Below are 14,740 nucleotides of genomic sequence, written 5' to 3'. Positions count from 1 at the left end.
GAGGGTTCGCGGGTGAAAGGGCGCAGGCCATTGCCGTTCGTCAATGCAAGGGCACTCGTGTCGACGAGGTTTTTCCAATGGTTCAGATGCAGATGGGCTGCGTCCACCAGCGGAGAAACATCATGACCGACGAGAACAACGGCCCCGAAGCTGCCTATCCAGGCCCTGACAAGCCTGCGCCTGATACCGGCGAAGGCCATGGCTCGGGCCTCGAACAGACGCCCTCCGAGCCCAAGCAGGGCGAGGAAGGCTACCAGGGAGGCCAGCGCCCTGCCGATTGGAACCCACCACCGGGCAATCCAGGTTCGGATCAGGACTCGCAAGTGCCGCGCGACAACGGCACCGCCAAGACCGACTGATTCGGTGGGCAGGCCGCTCAACGACAAAGCCCAGCGCTACGCTGGGCTTTGTCGTTGAGCGGCTGTGCGGATCAAGCCCGAAGGCCGTCAGGCTGGTTGCGGGCTCTGGTCTTCGATGCAGGCATACAGAATGCAGCCCACCAGGCGTGCGAACAGCGCCAGGACTTCGGCCAGGTCCGGGTCTTCGAAATACGACTCACGGGTGTCTAGTGCGCACAACGCACCGTACAGATCGCCATTGGGCAAGAAGATCGGTACGCCGGCGTAGCTGTCGATACCCAACTGATTGACGATAGGGCGCGAAACGAAACGTGCGTCATGGCTCAGCGACGGCACCAGCAGCGCTTCGGGGGTGCGCAGGAATTCGCTGCACACGGTGCGCTCCAGCGGAAAGGCATCGCCTTGTTCGAGCCCGAAATCTCCGCGGTCGAGCACCGAGCAGATGATCCAATCGTCATCGTTGAACTTGGCAATGGCGGCAAAGGGCATCTCGGTGTACTTGAGGACCAGCTTGAGAATATTGGTCGTGCCCTCGATCTCGGCAATCGCCGAACGCTCCGCGCCTGACAGGTGATAGGGGTGTTGCGACGAATAAGGCGACATGCGCTGAGAGCCTCGGTAAGCGGGGGGATGAGGCAGTGTGATGGCATTGTTCGCTTCTACGCAAGGGCCCATCGCATGTGCTCAAGACCCGGGTTTGGGGTCCACTACCTTGGTGTTAATCCGTTGGTGCAGCGCACCGCCGGTCCGTTGCTCGGCACTGTGCTGGCATGCCCACGCTCCCACCTACAGGCCCGGACAATCCGTCCGTGCGTTTCGAGGTGCCGCCCCATGAACGATCAAGCCACGCCCTCCGATCCTGCCGACGATGAGCCGTCCCCGACACAGGCTGGCACGCCCGCGAGCTCCGCAGGCATCGACAACGCCCCGCAAAGCGCACAGCCATTGCCCGACGATGATGACCCAGGGCTCGATGAGGCGATGAGCGATGTTGCCGTCGTCGACTCGGTGACGGCCGAGCACCCTGGCGACCAATGATCAGCAGCGGGTGGGCGATTGGCCAACCCGCCGCCATCGCGGTAAACGTTGCAATTGATGAGGTACGCAATGATGAGTACTGATCCGAGAGACGCAGGTTTCATCCCCCAAGACGATCCGGCCACTCCAGACCCCAGCCGCGACCCATTGAGCCCCGGCATGCCCGATCCGGGGAGGCCGGAGGTGCCTGGCGACGACCCGATCGTCAATGATCCTGACAAGAGCGGATGGGATCAGCAGCCTGACCGCAAACCGGGCGACGGTTTGCCGTTGGGGAACGATCTGCCGTTGACTGACGCCTTGAATCCGCCTCGCGCCTGACGCAGGCCAGATACAGGCGCGCCTACCTGCGCCAGCGCTATTGAGCTGTTGGTTCGCTCAGAGCGTACGGGAGAGGCAAGCCTGCAGCGCGTGTTGTAGGGCCGCTACGGCCATCAGGGCCGTTGCCCGCCGATGACTGCGGCAGCGCAATGAGCGCATGGAGCGTGGCGCATCGAGGCGTAGCAAGGCTGAGGATGCGGGCACCTGTCCTGCCCACTGCTTCAGCAAGCCTCCCCTGGCTCAGCGCGCCCCAGTCGCGCGCTGAGCGGCGCGCTGATCCGGCAACTGAAGCCTTCAGGTTCATAGCTGAACGCTGCCGCACCATTGAAAGCGTTACGCAGCGCGCCATTGACCATCAACGTGCCGTAGCCCTTGCGCGAGGGGGCCGCCACCACTGGGCCGTTGCGCTCCAGCCATTCAAAGCTGAACGCTGCGGGCGCGTTGTCGGCCACCCCGGCATCGGTTTGCCAGCTGATGTGCAACTCACCACCCACTGTGGACAATGCGCCATATTTGGCTGCATTGGTGCCCAGTTCATGCACCACCATGGCCAGGGCAGCAGCGGCCTCGCCGGCCAGCAGGAGCGGCGGGCCTGTCAGTCGAATGCGGTAGTGGTCGCTGTAGGGCGACAGCACCTCACCCAGCAGCGTCGACAGTTGCATCTCCCCTGGCGCCAGCGCCAGCGCATGGGCCCGTTGCATCATGACCATGCGCTGATCGAGCATGCGCCGGAACTGCTCGGGCTCGGGGTGGCTTCTGAGGGTCAGCACGGCTACGCCAGACAGGGTCGAGAACAGGTTGCGCATGCGGTGTTCGAGCTCGCCGATCAGCAGTGCCTGGGCGTCCTGGGTTCGGCTGTAGCGGCAGATCAGTGCGCAAAGGGCCGCGGCACCGGTCAGGAAGGCGCACTGCTCCTCATCGGGGGGTGCACCGAGGGGATAGGCGACGGCAATCGAACCTTGCACTTGGCCGTCGCTGCCGATGGCCGGTACCGACATCAGCGACGTCAGGCCATGCTCGCGAAACAGCGTTTTCCATTCATCGCAGAAGCGCTCATCGGTCGCCACGACCGGCACATCGATGATGCGCTTGGTGGTCACCGCACGACCGCAGGAGCCCCGGTTCAGGGAAACTGGATGACCCACCAGGCGTTCGGTGAACGTGGCGGGCAGGGCAGGGAAGATGGCGTGGCGAAAGGTGGTGCCAGGCGAATTCAGGACGTTGATGCCGACCACGACGCCTGGGATCTCAACCTGCAGCGCGAGCGTGAATTGCGCAAGCAGCGCGTGCACAGGCGCCCCCGTTGCCATCATTTCCAGCGCTTTATCGCGAAAATGACTGAGGAATACACGCATCGAGGAGGTCTCTGACGATCTAGGTGCGGATTATCGCACCCTAAATAAGACTGTTCCACTTGCCATCACGCCAACTAACGAATTTTTCCAACGACTGAATCCGTCCACTGGCCATGGTGCCGTTCAGGCCGCGCATTCAGCAATTTGCTTGCCCACCGCCACGCGCACCGCCCCCGGCAGGGCCACGCCGTTTTTCTCGGCCAGCAGCTCGGCCATGACGCTGACCGCGATTTCCGCCGGGGTCTTGCTGCCGATGTGCAGGCCGATGGGGCCGTGCAGACGCTGCAATGAGGCCTCGGTCTGGGCGAAATGCTCGATCAGCCGCTCGCGGCGGCTTTGCGAGTTGCGCCGCGAACCAATGGCGCCGATATAAAACGCCGGGCCCTGTAAGGCTTCGAGCAGGGCGAGGTCGTCCAGCCGTGGGTCATGGCTGAGGGCCACCACGGCGCTGCGCTGGTCCGGAGCGAACGCGCGCACCACGTCATCGGGCATGCCGTCCAGGTGCTCGACGCCGGCCACCGACCAGCTGCTGCGGTACTCGCTGCGCGGGTCGCAGATCGATACCTTGAAGCCGTTGAACAACGCCATCACGGCCAAGTATTCGGCCAGGGCACCGGCGCCAATGAGCAGCAGCCGATAGCCCGGCCCCAAGGTGGTGTGCATGACCTGGCCTTGCAGCCCGGCAGCGGCGGGCTGATCGGTCACGTTCAGTTGTACGGCACCGGTGTCGAGGTCCAGGCGCCGCTGCACCAGGTGGCCGGCGTCCAGTTCCGTGAGCAGCAGGCGCAGCGCCTCCAGCGCGGGGCGAAACTCTAGGACCAGCTCCAGCGTGCCGCCGCAAGGCAGGCCGAAACGGTGCGCTTCATCGGCGCTGACGCCATAGCGCACGACCTCGCTGACCCCCTCGGGCATGCCCGGGCCGCCGTGAGCCTGGGTGTAACGCTGAATCAGGTCGTCCTCGATGCAGCCGCCCGAGACGCTGCCAACCACCCGGCCATCGCCACGCAGGGCCATCATCGAACCCACTGGCCGTGGTGATGAGCCCCAGGTCCCCGCCACAGTGGCCAGCAATACCCGCTCGCCACTGGCCAGCCAGTCACAGGCAGTGCGCAGAACCAGCAGATCGATGCTTTCCATAAAATCCTTCACGCAGTGAACGCCAGAGCGCGGGCGACAGTGCCCTATGGCGGTTCGACCGCACGGGCGTGCCGGCGATTCCTTTTTATTGTGCGGGCGGCAGCGGGGGCGGTTGTGAAGCGCCTTGAGTCCCAAAGGGCGACACCGTGGCTTGAGCGGGCCGGCCTGGGCCTTGCGTGGAGCGGGGCGGTCCTTGACCGCAGCGCAGGAGCAGATCGCGTGGCTCACAGCCTGTTCGCACGCGAGCCGCCAGCCTTCAGGCGTGCGGTGCGTGGCCTGGCGGTGCTGCACTGGCATCCGGTGCTTTCAGATGCCCCTGTTCATCCAGCAACCAGGCGTCCATCACCTCACGCACTACCGGCCCGGCGACGCGGCCGCCGGCCTCACCGTTCTCGATCATCACTGCGACCACGATGCGCGGCGCCTCAGCCGGGGCGAAGCCGACGAACAGGGCATTGTCACGGTGGCGTTCGAGGGTCTTGTTACGGTTGTAGCGCTCCCCTTGGCGAATCGCTACTACCTGCGCAGTGCCGCTCTTGCCGGCGATGCGGTACTGCGCCCCGGCGGCCGCAGCGCGTGCGATGCCGCGCGGGTCGTGCATCACCCGCTGCATGCCCTGGTTGACCTGCTCCCAGGCGTTGCGGTCGTGCAGCACGATGTCGGGCATAGGGTTGGGGTCGACCGGGGCCTGGCCGCCCACGCTCATGGCCAGGTGCGGCCGGTGCCATGCGCCCTTGCTGGCCAGCAGGCTGGTGGCCTGGGCCAGTTGCAGCGGGGTGACTTGCATGTAGCCCTGGCCGATTCCGAGGATCAGCGTTTCACCCGGGAACCACGGTTGGCGGCGGGTAGCGCGCTTCCATTGGGCCGAGGGCATCAAGCCTGCGGCCTCCTCGAACAGGTCGAGCGAGACCTTCTGGCCCAGGCCGAAGTCGGCCAGGTAATCATGCAGGCGCTCGATGCCGAGCTTGTGTGCCAGGTCATAGAAGTAGGTGTCGTTGGACCGCATGATGGCGGCAGACAAGTCCACCCAGCCGTCGCCGCTGCGGTTCCAGTTGCGGTACTTGTGGTCGTAGTTGGGCAACTCGTAATAGCCGGGGTCGAACACCCGGCTCGAGGGGGTGATCACACCACTGTCGAGGCCGGCGATGGCCACTTCGGGCTTGATCGTCGAGCCCGGCGCATACAGGCCGCGCAGCACGCGGTTGAACAGCGGCCGGTCGATGGAATCGCGCAGGGCGGCGTACTGCTTGAAGCTGATGCCCTTGACGAACAGGTTGGGGTCAAAGCTCGGGTTGCTGACCATGGCCAGAATGTCGCCGGTGCCCGGGTCAAGCGCCACCAGTGCGCCACGGCGCTCACCCAGGGCCTTCTCGGCGGCCTGCTGCAGGTGTGCGTCCAGGCTCAGCACGATGTCTTCGCCCGGGGTCGGGTCGCGGTGGTCGAGCACCCGCATGACCCGACCCTGGGCGTTGGTTTCGACTTCCTCGTAGCCGACGTGCCCATGCAAACGGTCTTCATAGAACCGTTCGATGCCGGTCTTGCCGATCGACTGGGTGCCGCGGTATTCGGTGGCGTCGAGCGTCTTGGCTTCACGCTCGTTGATGCGTCCCACATAGCCCACCGAGTGGGCGAAATGCTCGGCCAGCGGGTATTCGCGGATGAACTGCGGCTCCACCTCCAGCCCTGGCAGGCGGAACTGATTCACCGCCAGATGAGCGATCTGTTCTTCGCTCAAGCCGACCATCAAGGTCACCGGCTCGAAGGGTTTGCGGCCGCGGCGCAGGTCCTTGTCGAACTCCTGGCGCTGGTCCGTATCGAGCCCCAGCACCTGGGTCAGCTCATCGAGTACCTGGGCCACATTGCCGGCGCGCTCGCGGGTCATGGTCAGGTTGAAACTGGGGCGGTTGGCGGCCAGCACGACACCGTTGCGGTCGTAGATCAGCCCGCGTTCGGGGGCGATCGGCAGCATGTGCACGCGATTGTTTTCCGACACAGCGCTTTGCTGATCGTGCTGTACCACCTGCAACACGTAAAGCCGGCCCACCAGCGCGGCCACCAGTACCAAGGTAATGCCGGCGCAGACCAGCAGGCGACGATTGACCAGCGATTTTTCGCGCGCTTGGTCCTTGAGGGGAATGGGCTGGGGCATGGCGGGCTCTGGCTGAACGGGCTCGGTGTGGCGGGGTAGCGCCAGCGAGGCGAGCGTGCGGATGCTACGCAAGCGCGGCAAGCGGCTCAAGGCACGGACCGGATGCGCGCTGGGTACATCGCTATCGGCCCCGGCCGCTGGGCACCGTGGGCGCATGAACAATGTTTCATGGGTCAGCGAGGAGGCTGGCGTGCAGGCGTCGGCGCGGGGTGCGGGGAGGGGCCGCGCTGTTTATACTGCGCGCTTTTTTGCCGTTGCCCGAGGAGGGCGTCGATGCGCCAGGTGCTGCTGATCAATCAGGTCCAATCCACCTTCGAGCCGCCAGAATGGCTGGTGGACGGCGTGCGGGCCCTGTCGGCGCAGATCCTCACCTTCGGTGCGCTGACCCTGCACGATGAAGCGCACACCCCGTTTCAACAGCAAGCCGGCTGGCACCCGGCGGCCAGCGACCATTGCATGCACGAAGCGGATCGGGTGTTCGTCAAGCATGGCTACGGGCTGGGCCGTGAAGCGCTCGACCACCTGCGCGAGCTGAACCCGGGGCGCGTGCTGGTGTGTGGCGTTGGCGCGGACAGTGGCCTGTTGGCAGTGGGCTTTTCCCTGTTCGATGCCGGACTGACTCCGACCCTGGTGACCGACCTGACCATCGGCTCATGGCTGGACCGCTCGGGGCAGACGGGGATGGCATTGTGGGCCGAGCATCTGCAAAGGGTCACCACGCGCGACGAGGTGCTGGCCTCGCTGCAGGCGGCGGGTTAGCGATCGATGGCGTGGGCGCGGACCCTTGCAGGCAAATAGGCTGAGGTTTGAAACGCCCCCGCCAACACGGCCTCGACGCTACGCCCCCACCACTCGCACATGCTTGGCCAGCAGCCGCTCGAACAGTGCCCACAGTTCAGGCGCGGTGCTGAACGCGACGTTGAAGCGCATCCAGCCGGTGGCTTGGGCATCTACCATGAACAGCTGCCCTGGGCCGAGCATCATGCCGTGGCTCAGGGCTTCATCGAGCAGCACGGCGCTGTCGGGCAGGGCAGGGTGGCGGGTCCAGATGTACATCCCTTCGTGCGATTCCACGAACAGCTCGAAACCCAGGCGTTGCAAGTGCGCGCCCACCTCTTGATGCGCTTGGGCCAGACGCTGGCGCAGGCGTTTGAGGTGCTTGCGCCAACGCCCGTCGATGACGGCTGAGTACACCACCCGCTCCATCACCTGCGAAGTGGTCAGGCCCGAGCGCATCTTCAACGTCAGCAACTGCTGGATCAGGTCCGGATTGGCCAGCAGGTAGCCGACCCGCACGTTGGGCGAGATGCTTTTCGAGTAGCTGCCCACATACACCACCTGCTGCAGGTGATCGAGGCTGGTCAGGCACGGCTGCGGCTCGGCGATCATGTCGGCGTACAGGTTGTTCTCGATCAGGCGGAAACCGTGCTGGCTGGCCAGCTGCAGCAGCCGGTGCAGCTGCGCCAGCGGCGTGCGCGAGCAGGTGGGGCTGTGCAGATGCGGCTGGGTGAAGAAGGCCGTGGGCCGGTGCACGGTCAGCAGGCGCTCAAGGTGGTCGAGGTCATAACCGTTGGGCGTGCGCGGTACGCCCACCAGGGTCGCGCCTTGAAAGCGCAGAATGCTCATCAGGTTGGGGTAGCCGGGATCATCCACCAGCACCACGTCGCCCGGGCGCACCAGGGTCCGCACGGCCAGGTCCAGCGCCTGGCTGGCGCCGTGGGTGAGCATCAGCTGCGCAGGATTGGCGACGATCGACAGCTCTTGTTGCAGGTTCTGCGCGGTCAGCGTACGCAGCTCGGGCAAGCCCAGCGGATCGCCATAACCCGACAGCTCCAGCGGGCTGCCGGCCACCTGGCGCAGGCCGCGGCGCAGGCCGTCTTCGTACATCCAGTCATTGGGCAGCCAGCCGCAGCCGGGTTTGAACGGCAGTTGCCGGGTTTCGAAGATCTGCTGCAGGTACCACTCGGCATTGAACGAGGGCGGCGCGCTGTCGCGGCCGCGCACGGTGTCTTCCAGGCGTTCGGTGGTTGCACGGCTGACGAAGAAGCCAGCGTTGCCCCGGCTGGTCAGCACACCTTGGGCGACCAGTCGGTCATAGGCCTCGACCACGGTGAAGGTGCTGACCGAATAGGTGGCAGCAAACGCTCGGATCGAAGGCACCTTGGCGCCGGGTTTCAGGGTGTGCGAGTCGATCAGCTCACGTAGCCCGTCGATGATCTGGTTCACCAGCGGGGTCGGGGAGTCTGGGCGTAGTTCAAGCATGTCGGGGCCTTGGAGGCGCGCGGAAGACCGGGCGAGGAGCGGTGTACTGCATGGACGGCCTGTACAGTGCAGTGCAGATTTCACTGCGCTGTGCATGGCTCTCTGAGTCAGACATTTTTACATTAGGTATCAGATATCGCCACACAAAGCGCCGAGGATTGCTTTTGGACTACAGACAGCCCGCGCTGAATGTCGACCGGGCAGGCGCTGAAACGTGGCGATGTGCAGGTCGGGTGCACCACCGGACCTGCGAATGTTTCAACACAGGATCAACGGGTGACGGCTGCAACGCCGCTGCCTGTGAAGGCCGAACGTGCTGCAGTCTAGCCGGCGTTCGGCCTTTTTACGTGTTCAGTTGGTCGGCTGGCTGACGCCTTCGACCCGCAAGCAGGCCGCCAGGGAGGGTGCGAGGTTCTGCGTGCAGTGGCACGGCTGTACAGGTGAGGCCGGTTCCCATCGGGGCCTCACTCAATTCCTTGGATAAGAAGAAACACGGGGTACACCACTGATGGACGCAACATCCACCTCCACCACTTCCGCCCGCGCGGAGCCTGAAAGCCAGCTCAACGCTGCGCTCAAGCCGCGTCACCTGACAATGATGTCGATCGCCGGTGTCATCGGCGGCGCACTGTTCGTCGGCTCCGGCAGCGTGATCCACAGCGCCGGCCCGGCCTCGGTACTGGCCTATCTTGCCGGCGGCATCCTGGTGGTGCTGATCATGCGCATGCTGGGCGAAATGGCCACCTCATCGCCCGACACCGGCTCGTTCTCGACCTACGCGGACCGCGCCATTGGCCGTTGGGCCGGCTTCACCATCGGCTGGTTGTACTGGTGGTACTGGGTGATTCTCATGGCCTGGGAAGCCTATGTCGCCGGCAAAATTCTGCACGGCTTCTTCCCCAGCGTCAGCGTCAACGTATTCGTGCTGGTCACCACGCTGTCGCTGATCACCGTGAACTTCTTCAACGTCAAGCACTACGGGGAATTCGAGTTCTGGTTCGCCTTGATCAAGGTGATCGCCATCGTCTGCTTCCTGATCGTGTGCGGCGCTGCGGTCATGAACATCTGGCAGTTCGGTGAAGTGCGCGGCATGACCCACCTGACCGCCGAAGGCTTCATGCCCAACGGCATCACCACGGTCGTGGGCGCCTTGCTCGGGGTGATGTTCGCCTTCCTCGGTGCAGAAATCGTCACCATTGCCGCCTCCGAAGCCAAGGACCCGGCCGGGCAGATCGTCAAGGCCACCAACTCGGTGGTGTGGCGCGTGTGCCTGTTCTACGTGGGTTCGATCTTCCTGATCGTCTGCCTGGTGCCGTGGAACGATCCGCACCTGGGTGAATCGGGCTATGGCGCCTACCGCCGCACCCTGGAGCTGCTGGGCGTACCCTATGCCGAGCTGCTGATGAACTTCGTGGTGCTGACCTCGGTGAGCAGCTGCCTGATTTCCGGGCATTACACCGCCTCGCGCATGCTCTTCTCCCTGGCCAAGCGCGGCGATGCGCCGCGGCTGTTCAAGATCACCCGCACCGGTACCGGCGTGCCGATGTTCGCCATCATCGGTTCGTGCGCCGTGGCGGTGGTCTGCGCGCTGATCAACTTCAGCGAAACCCTGCGCCCGAAAGACGTGCTCGACCTGCTGATGAACACCACGGGCATGATCGCGTTGCTGGTGTACCTGGTGATCGCCTTCTCGCAACTGCGCATGCGGCGCAAGCTGCTGGCCGAGGGGCGTGAGATCCGCCTGAAGATGTGGCTGTTCCCATGGCTGACCTACCTGGTCATCGCCTTCATCGTTGCCGCGTTGGTGACCATGGCGTTCATGGAGGACTACCAGACGATCGTGGTGTCGACCGGGCTGGCGGCGCTGATCGTGGTGATCATGGGTGTGATCCACCAGAAGCGATGCGCCAAGCGGGTTTAACCTTGGTTGCATGAAAAGACCGCGGTCGCTCTGAGAGCCACCGCGGTTTTTTTCATCAGGCCGCGGCAAGGCTGTGATAATGCCGGCACTCATCAGGATCTCCCCATGCTTAGCATTTCCAACAACGTGCATCTGCCGGATGCCGACATCGAACTCACCTACATCCGCGCACAAGGTGCGGGTGGGCAGAACGTCAACAAGGTGTCCAGTGCCGTGCACCTGCGCTTCGACATCCGCGCCTCGTCGCTACCCGACTTCTACAAGGAGCGGCTGCTGGCGCTGCGTGACAGTCGCATCACCGGCGACGGCGTGTTGATCATCAAGGCTCAGCAGTACCGCACCCAGGAGCAGAACCGCACTGACGCGCTGGCGCGGCTTGCCGAGTTGATTCTTGCTGCGGGCAAGATCGAGAAGAAACGCCGGCCTACCAAGCCGACCCTCGGCTCGAAGACCCGCCGCCTTGACGGGAAGGCCAAGAGGGGCACCATCAAGGCCGGGCGGGGGAAGGTGGATTTCTAATGCGGGCGGTGGAGCGTTGCGGGCACGTCTGGAATGGCCAGCCGTATAGGTCTGCTGCTAGTTGCAACGGATGACTGTCTGATCTTCGTTCACACCACGTTGAACACATGCCGCAAATAACTCACAAAGTTCTCATCCCGACACTGCGTCTTCCCTGGGCTGTCCGAAATCTTCGCCACCGGCGCCCCATTGCAGGCGGTCATCTTGATCACCATGTTCATCGGCTGCACGCCGGGGATGTCGCAGGTGAGTTGAGTGCCGATGCCAAAGCTGACGTTGATGCGGCCGTGCAGGGCGCGGTAGAGCTGCAGGGATTTGGCGAAGTCCAGGCCGTCGGAGAAGATCAGCGTCTTGCTCGCCGGGTCGATGCCTAAGCGTTGGTAGTGGGCGATGGCTTTTTCGGCCCAGACCAGCGGATCACCGGAGTCGTGGCGCAAGCCGTCGAAGAGCTTGGCGAAGTACAGGTCGAAGTCGCCCATGAAGGCGTCCATGGTGATGCAGTCGGTCAGGGCGATGCCGAGCAGGCCGCGGTATTCGCGGACCCAGCACTCCAGCGCGGCGGCCTGGCTGTCGACCAGGCGTGGGCCCAGTTGCTGGTGGGCCATGAACCACTCGTGGGCCATGGTGCCGATGGGCTTGAGTTCAAGCTCGCGGGCCAGGTGCACGTTGCTGGTGCCGACGAAGCGGCCAGGAAAATCGCGCTTGAGGATGTGTACGACCTCTTCCTGCACAGGGTAGGAAAAACGCCGGCGGGTGCCGAAGTCGGCCAGTTGCAGGCCGGCCAGTTCCGCGTCGCTGGCCTGCTGGCGCAGCCAGTCGAGCTTTTCGTACAGCCGCTCGCCGACCTGCTCCAGGCGCACCTCGCGGTAGCGCTGACGGTTGCGCACCTCGGAGACGATTGCCAGCAGCGGGATCTCGTAGAGGATCACGTGCAACCACGGCCCGCGAATGCGGATGGCCAGTTGGCCGCTGTCATCCAGGCCGACATGCACATAGCGCAGGTTGAAGCGGAACAAGCTGAGGAAGCGAATGAAGTCTGGCTTGATGAACGGAATCTTTTCCAGGTAGGCGAGCTGGTCCTGGGTCACCGACAGCTCGGCCAGTTGCTCGATCTGATGACGGATCTCGGCCAGGTAGGGCGAGAGATCCTCGTTGTTGCGGCAGCGAAACTCCCACTCCACCTCGGTGTTGGGGTAGTTGTGCAGCACCGCCTGCATCATGGTGATCTTGTAGAAGTCGGTGTCCAGCAGGTTCTGGACGATACGGTCGCCGAAGATGTGCTCGCTCATTGCTGGGTCTCCCGCAGATCGGTAAGGGCTTGGTCAAGGCTGGCCTGGTCGGCGCACAACTGGATGCCGCTGCCGGCCATGGTGGTGCAGGCGTGCTCGCTGCCCTCGCTGCTCAGGCCACGGCAGGCCGGCAGGTACAGCAGCACCTCGAAGCCTGCGCTGCGCAGCTGCCGGGCGGTGGTGGCGACGCAGTAGTCCAACGCCAGGCCGCCCACGATGACGGTCTGCACGCCGTGCACCTTGAGAAACTCGATCACGCCAGTGGAGCGCCGTTCGGCCAGGTCGTGGTAGCAGGCGCCATAGGGATGCAGGTCGGGCTCCACGCCCTTCCAGACGAAATAGTCGTAGTCGATCGGCGCCGGCAGGCCGGGCAGCAGCTCGAAACCGGGGGTGCCCGGCACGCAGTGGCTGACCCACGTGAGGTCGGCGTTCGCCAGGTCCAGCGGCTGGAGCATGAGCGCGCGGTCTGCCACGGCCCAGACGGCATTGCGCGGATGGGCGTCCTTGCTGCCCAGGCGCAGGCTGGCGCGGCGGGCCATGGCGTTCAGGGCCGGGACGATCTCGTGGCCACCGGGGACAGGCAGCTCATCCGGCGCATGGCAGGTAAAGCCATTCTGCGCATCGACATCGAAACTGGCGATCTTCATGGTGCTGACTCCTGTGCGGGAATGGCTACATAATCCATCTGGTGCATTAAGTGTGTCAAGTACGGATTCAATATAGCCATGAGGGTTGCGGTTGATTGCATTCGTAGTGGAATATGTCGCCAGCAATTTTCAATGGAGTAGATCAGTGAGCAGTGCCGAAGTTCTGGCCAGCGTCGACATCATCGCCCTGCGCATGGCGCCCGACACCGCGAGCCTGGAGGTGTTGTTGCTGCGTCGCGAGCGTGCGCCGCACCAGGGCGATTGGGCGCTGCCCGGGGTGATCGTCAATGGCCGTACCGCCGACAACAGCCTCACGGCTGCCGCCGAGCGGGCGCTGCAGGAAAAGGCTCGGGTCACGCCGCGCTACCTGGAGCAGGTGGGCACCGAGGGCAACGCCTTTCGCGACCCGCGCGGCTGGTCCTTGAGCACCTACTACCTGGCGTTGCTCGCCCCCGATAACGCCCCGCAGGCAGACGACCTGGCCTTCTTCGACCTGAACAGCGTGCTGCAGCGCAAGGTGCTGCTGCCGTTCGACCACACCTTGCTGGTAAGCCTGGCCCGCGAGCGGCTGGCGGCCAAGACCGTGTACAGCAACCTGCCGCTGTACCTGCTGCCCGAGCGCTTCACGGTGCTCGATGCCCTGCAGGCCACCCAGGCCTGCCTGGGCGCGCCGGTGAACAACACCTCGCTGCGCAAGCGCCTGGAGCGGATGAAGGCAGTGGACTGGGTGCGCGACACCGGGGAGCGCCATCAGCCCAGGCTCGGGCGGCCGCAGCAGCTCTACCTGCATACGCCTCAGGCGCCAGGGTTGTTTACCTTCGAGCGCAGCCTGTTGCCCGAAGGGCTGGGCGGGTGAGGGTGGGCGCGGGGTGGGGTCGGTGGTCCACCCGTTATGCGCCGTCTGCGCGGGCCCAGCACAGGCGCCTGTCGGGCAGGGCAATCGGCCCATCCACGTGAGTCCATCAAAGACGGGCACTTGAAGCTATGCTGATGCCATGACCAGCCCCCCTTCGTTGCGCCAACCCTGCCCACCCGGCGCCTGCGATTGCGGGCGCGAGCAACTGGCCAACTGCCCGCCCCCGGCCCAGCGCATCCTGATGCTGACGCGCCAGGAAGAGCAAAAGCTCCTTCAGCGGCTGGAAAACCTCAAGGACCTGGCCGACCTCTACCACCTGCAACAGCGCCTGCTCGACAACCTCGGCATCCGCCTGAACATCAGCCCCAGCCACAACGAGGTCCGCACCCGGCTCGGCATCGTCATCGAGCTGGATGCGCAGCCCGGACTGTGCCGCAAGACTCGTCGGGAAATCCCCGCCGCCATCCGCCGCGGCCTGGAGCGCAACCCTGAGGTGCTGTACCGCTTGCTGGATGCGCACGACCTGCTGGGCGGCGCCTGAGGGCGTTGTCCCTCGCAGCGGCTTGCCCAGCACCCCGCTGACTAATTTTGCCGAAGGCTCTTACGTTCTTTGAGGACCTGCCCTGCGCTTGCGCAGTGGCTCACCCTCAAGGAGACAGGCAATGACTTCCGTATTCGACCGCGACGACATCGTGTTCCAGGTAGTGGTCAACCACGAAGAGCAATACTCCATCTGGCCCGACTACAAAGCGATCCCTGCCGGTTGGCGCACCGTGGGCAAGAGCGGCTTCAAGAAGGAGTGCCTGGCCTATATCGACGAGGTGTGGACCGACATGCGCCCACTGAGCCTGCGCCAGAAGATGGCCGAAACCGCGGCGCAGTAAGCT

Annotated in this window: 16 protein-coding genes; 9 read left to right on the top strand and 7 right to left on the bottom strand. The window is 64.5% G+C overall.

Annotation, left to right across the window (positions count from 1 at the left end; genetic code table 11):
- Positions 1-122: 122 nt before the first annotated feature.
- Positions 123-359 (top strand): hypothetical protein, encoded by a 237-nt coding sequence (locus SJI00_RS13465; protein ID WP_322462209.1) that lies wholly within the window; start codon positions 123-125, stop codon positions 357-359.
- An 87-nt stretch (positions 360-446) separates the two neighbouring features.
- On the opposite strand, the gene SJI00_RS13460 is transcribed toward SJI00_RS13465, so the two are convergent.
- Positions 447-962: a GAF domain-containing protein gene (locus tag SJI00_RS13460; RefSeq protein WP_322462208.1), complete on the bottom strand. Its 516-nt coding sequence runs from the start codon at positions 960-962 to the stop codon at positions 447-449.
- A gap of 228 nt (positions 963-1,190) precedes the next feature.
- Here SJI00_RS13460 and SJI00_RS13455 point away from each other — a divergent pair, with 228 nt between their 5' ends.
- Positions 1,191-1,397 carry a hypothetical protein gene (locus tag SJI00_RS13455; RefSeq protein ID WP_322462207.1) on the top strand — a complete coding sequence of 69 codons (207 nt, stop codon included), beginning with the start codon at positions 1,191-1,193 and terminating at the stop codon, positions 1,395-1,397.
- A 69-nt stretch (positions 1,398-1,466) separates the two neighbouring features.
- Entirely contained in the window at positions 1,467-1,718 is a 252-nt protein-coding gene (locus SJI00_RS13450; RefSeq protein WP_322462206.1) for a hypothetical protein, read from the top strand.
- A gap of 221 nt (positions 1,719-1,939) precedes the next feature.
- On the opposite strand, the gene SJI00_RS13445 is transcribed toward SJI00_RS13450, so the two are convergent.
- From SJI00_RS13445 to mrdA, 3 genes are all read right to left on the bottom strand, one after another.
- Entirely contained in the window at positions 1,940-3,073 is a 1,134-nt protein-coding gene (locus tag SJI00_RS13445) for an HWE histidine kinase domain-containing protein (RefSeq protein WP_322462205.1), read from the bottom strand.
- 123 nt (positions 3,074-3,196) lie between these two features.
- Positions 3,197-4,210, bottom strand: a complete 1,014-nt coding sequence (locus SJI00_RS13440; protein WP_322462204.1) for an XdhC family protein — start codon at positions 4,208-4,210, stop codon at positions 3,197-3,199.
- A gap of 256 nt (positions 4,211-4,466) precedes the next feature.
- Complete coding sequence (mrdA, locus tag SJI00_RS13435) at positions 4,467-6,359, bottom strand: penicillin-binding protein 2 (RefSeq protein WP_322462365.1); 1,893 nt, start codon at positions 6,357-6,359, stop codon at positions 4,467-4,469.
- A gap of 273 nt (positions 6,360-6,632) precedes the next feature.
- On the opposite strand from mrdA, the gene SJI00_RS13430 reads away from it, so the two are divergent.
- Positions 6,633-7,118 (top strand): cysteine hydrolase family protein, encoded by a 486-nt coding sequence (locus SJI00_RS13430; RefSeq protein ID WP_322462203.1) that lies wholly within the window; start codon positions 6,633-6,635, stop codon positions 7,116-7,118.
- A 78-nt stretch (positions 7,119-7,196) separates the two neighbouring features.
- Here SJI00_RS13430 and SJI00_RS13425 read toward each other — a convergent pair whose 3' ends face one another.
- A complete protein-coding gene (locus tag SJI00_RS13425) occupies positions 7,197-8,621 on the bottom strand; it encodes an aminotransferase-like domain-containing protein (protein WP_322462202.1) in 1,425 nt (474 codons plus the stop codon).
- A 508-nt stretch (positions 8,622-9,129) separates the two neighbouring features.
- Between SJI00_RS13425 and SJI00_RS13420 the strand changes: the two genes are divergently transcribed.
- Complete coding sequence (locus SJI00_RS13420; protein ID WP_322462201.1) at positions 9,130-10,542, top strand: amino acid permease; 1,413 nt, start codon at positions 9,130-9,132, stop codon at positions 10,540-10,542.
- A 105-nt stretch (positions 10,543-10,647) separates the two neighbouring features.
- On the top strand, positions 10,648-11,061 hold the full coding sequence (arfB, locus tag SJI00_RS13415) for an alternative ribosome rescue aminoacyl-tRNA hydrolase ArfB (protein ID WP_322462200.1): 414 nt from the start codon (positions 10,648-10,650) through the stop codon (positions 11,059-11,061).
- An 89-nt stretch (positions 11,062-11,150) separates the two neighbouring features.
- On the opposite strand, the gene pncB is transcribed toward arfB, so the two are convergent.
- Positions 11,151-12,350: a nicotinate phosphoribosyltransferase gene (pncB, locus tag SJI00_RS13410; protein ID WP_322462199.1), complete on the bottom strand. Its 1,200-nt coding sequence runs from the start codon at positions 12,348-12,350 to the stop codon at positions 11,151-11,153.
- Entirely contained in the window at positions 12,347-12,997 is a 651-nt protein-coding gene (locus SJI00_RS13405) for a nicotinamidase (protein WP_322462198.1), read from the bottom strand. The genes pncB and SJI00_RS13405 overlap by 4 nt, the downstream gene beginning before the upstream one ends.
- A 145-nt stretch (positions 12,998-13,142) precedes the next feature.
- Between SJI00_RS13405 and SJI00_RS13400 the strand changes: the two genes are divergently transcribed.
- The 3 genes from SJI00_RS13400 to SJI00_RS13390 all read left to right on the top strand — a co-directional run bounded on the left by SJI00_RS13400 (position 13,143) and on the right by SJI00_RS13390 (position 14,737).
- Positions 13,143-13,853: an NUDIX hydrolase gene (locus SJI00_RS13400; RefSeq protein WP_322462197.1), complete on the top strand. Its 711-nt coding sequence runs from the start codon at positions 13,143-13,145 to the stop codon at positions 13,851-13,853.
- 139 nt (positions 13,854-13,992) lie between these two features.
- Complete coding sequence (locus SJI00_RS13395; protein WP_322462196.1) at positions 13,993-14,394, top strand: hypothetical protein; 402 nt, start codon at positions 13,993-13,995, stop codon at positions 14,392-14,394.
- Positions 14,395-14,515: 121 nt separating this feature from the next.
- The gene (locus tag SJI00_RS13390; protein WP_322462195.1) at positions 14,516-14,737 is read left to right on the top strand and encodes an MbtH family protein; all 222 of its coding nucleotides are present in this window, start codon (positions 14,516-14,518) and stop codon (positions 14,735-14,737) included.
- Positions 14,738-14,740 lie beyond the last annotated feature (3 nt).

Source organism: Pseudomonas gebzensis, from assembly GCF_034427815.1.
In the GTDB taxonomy this organism is placed as follows: Bacteria; Pseudomonadota; Gammaproteobacteria; order Pseudomonadales; family Pseudomonadaceae; genus Aquipseudomonas.
Note: the sequence above shows the minus strand (reverse complement) of the source record. Positions and strands in the feature narration are given on the sequence as shown.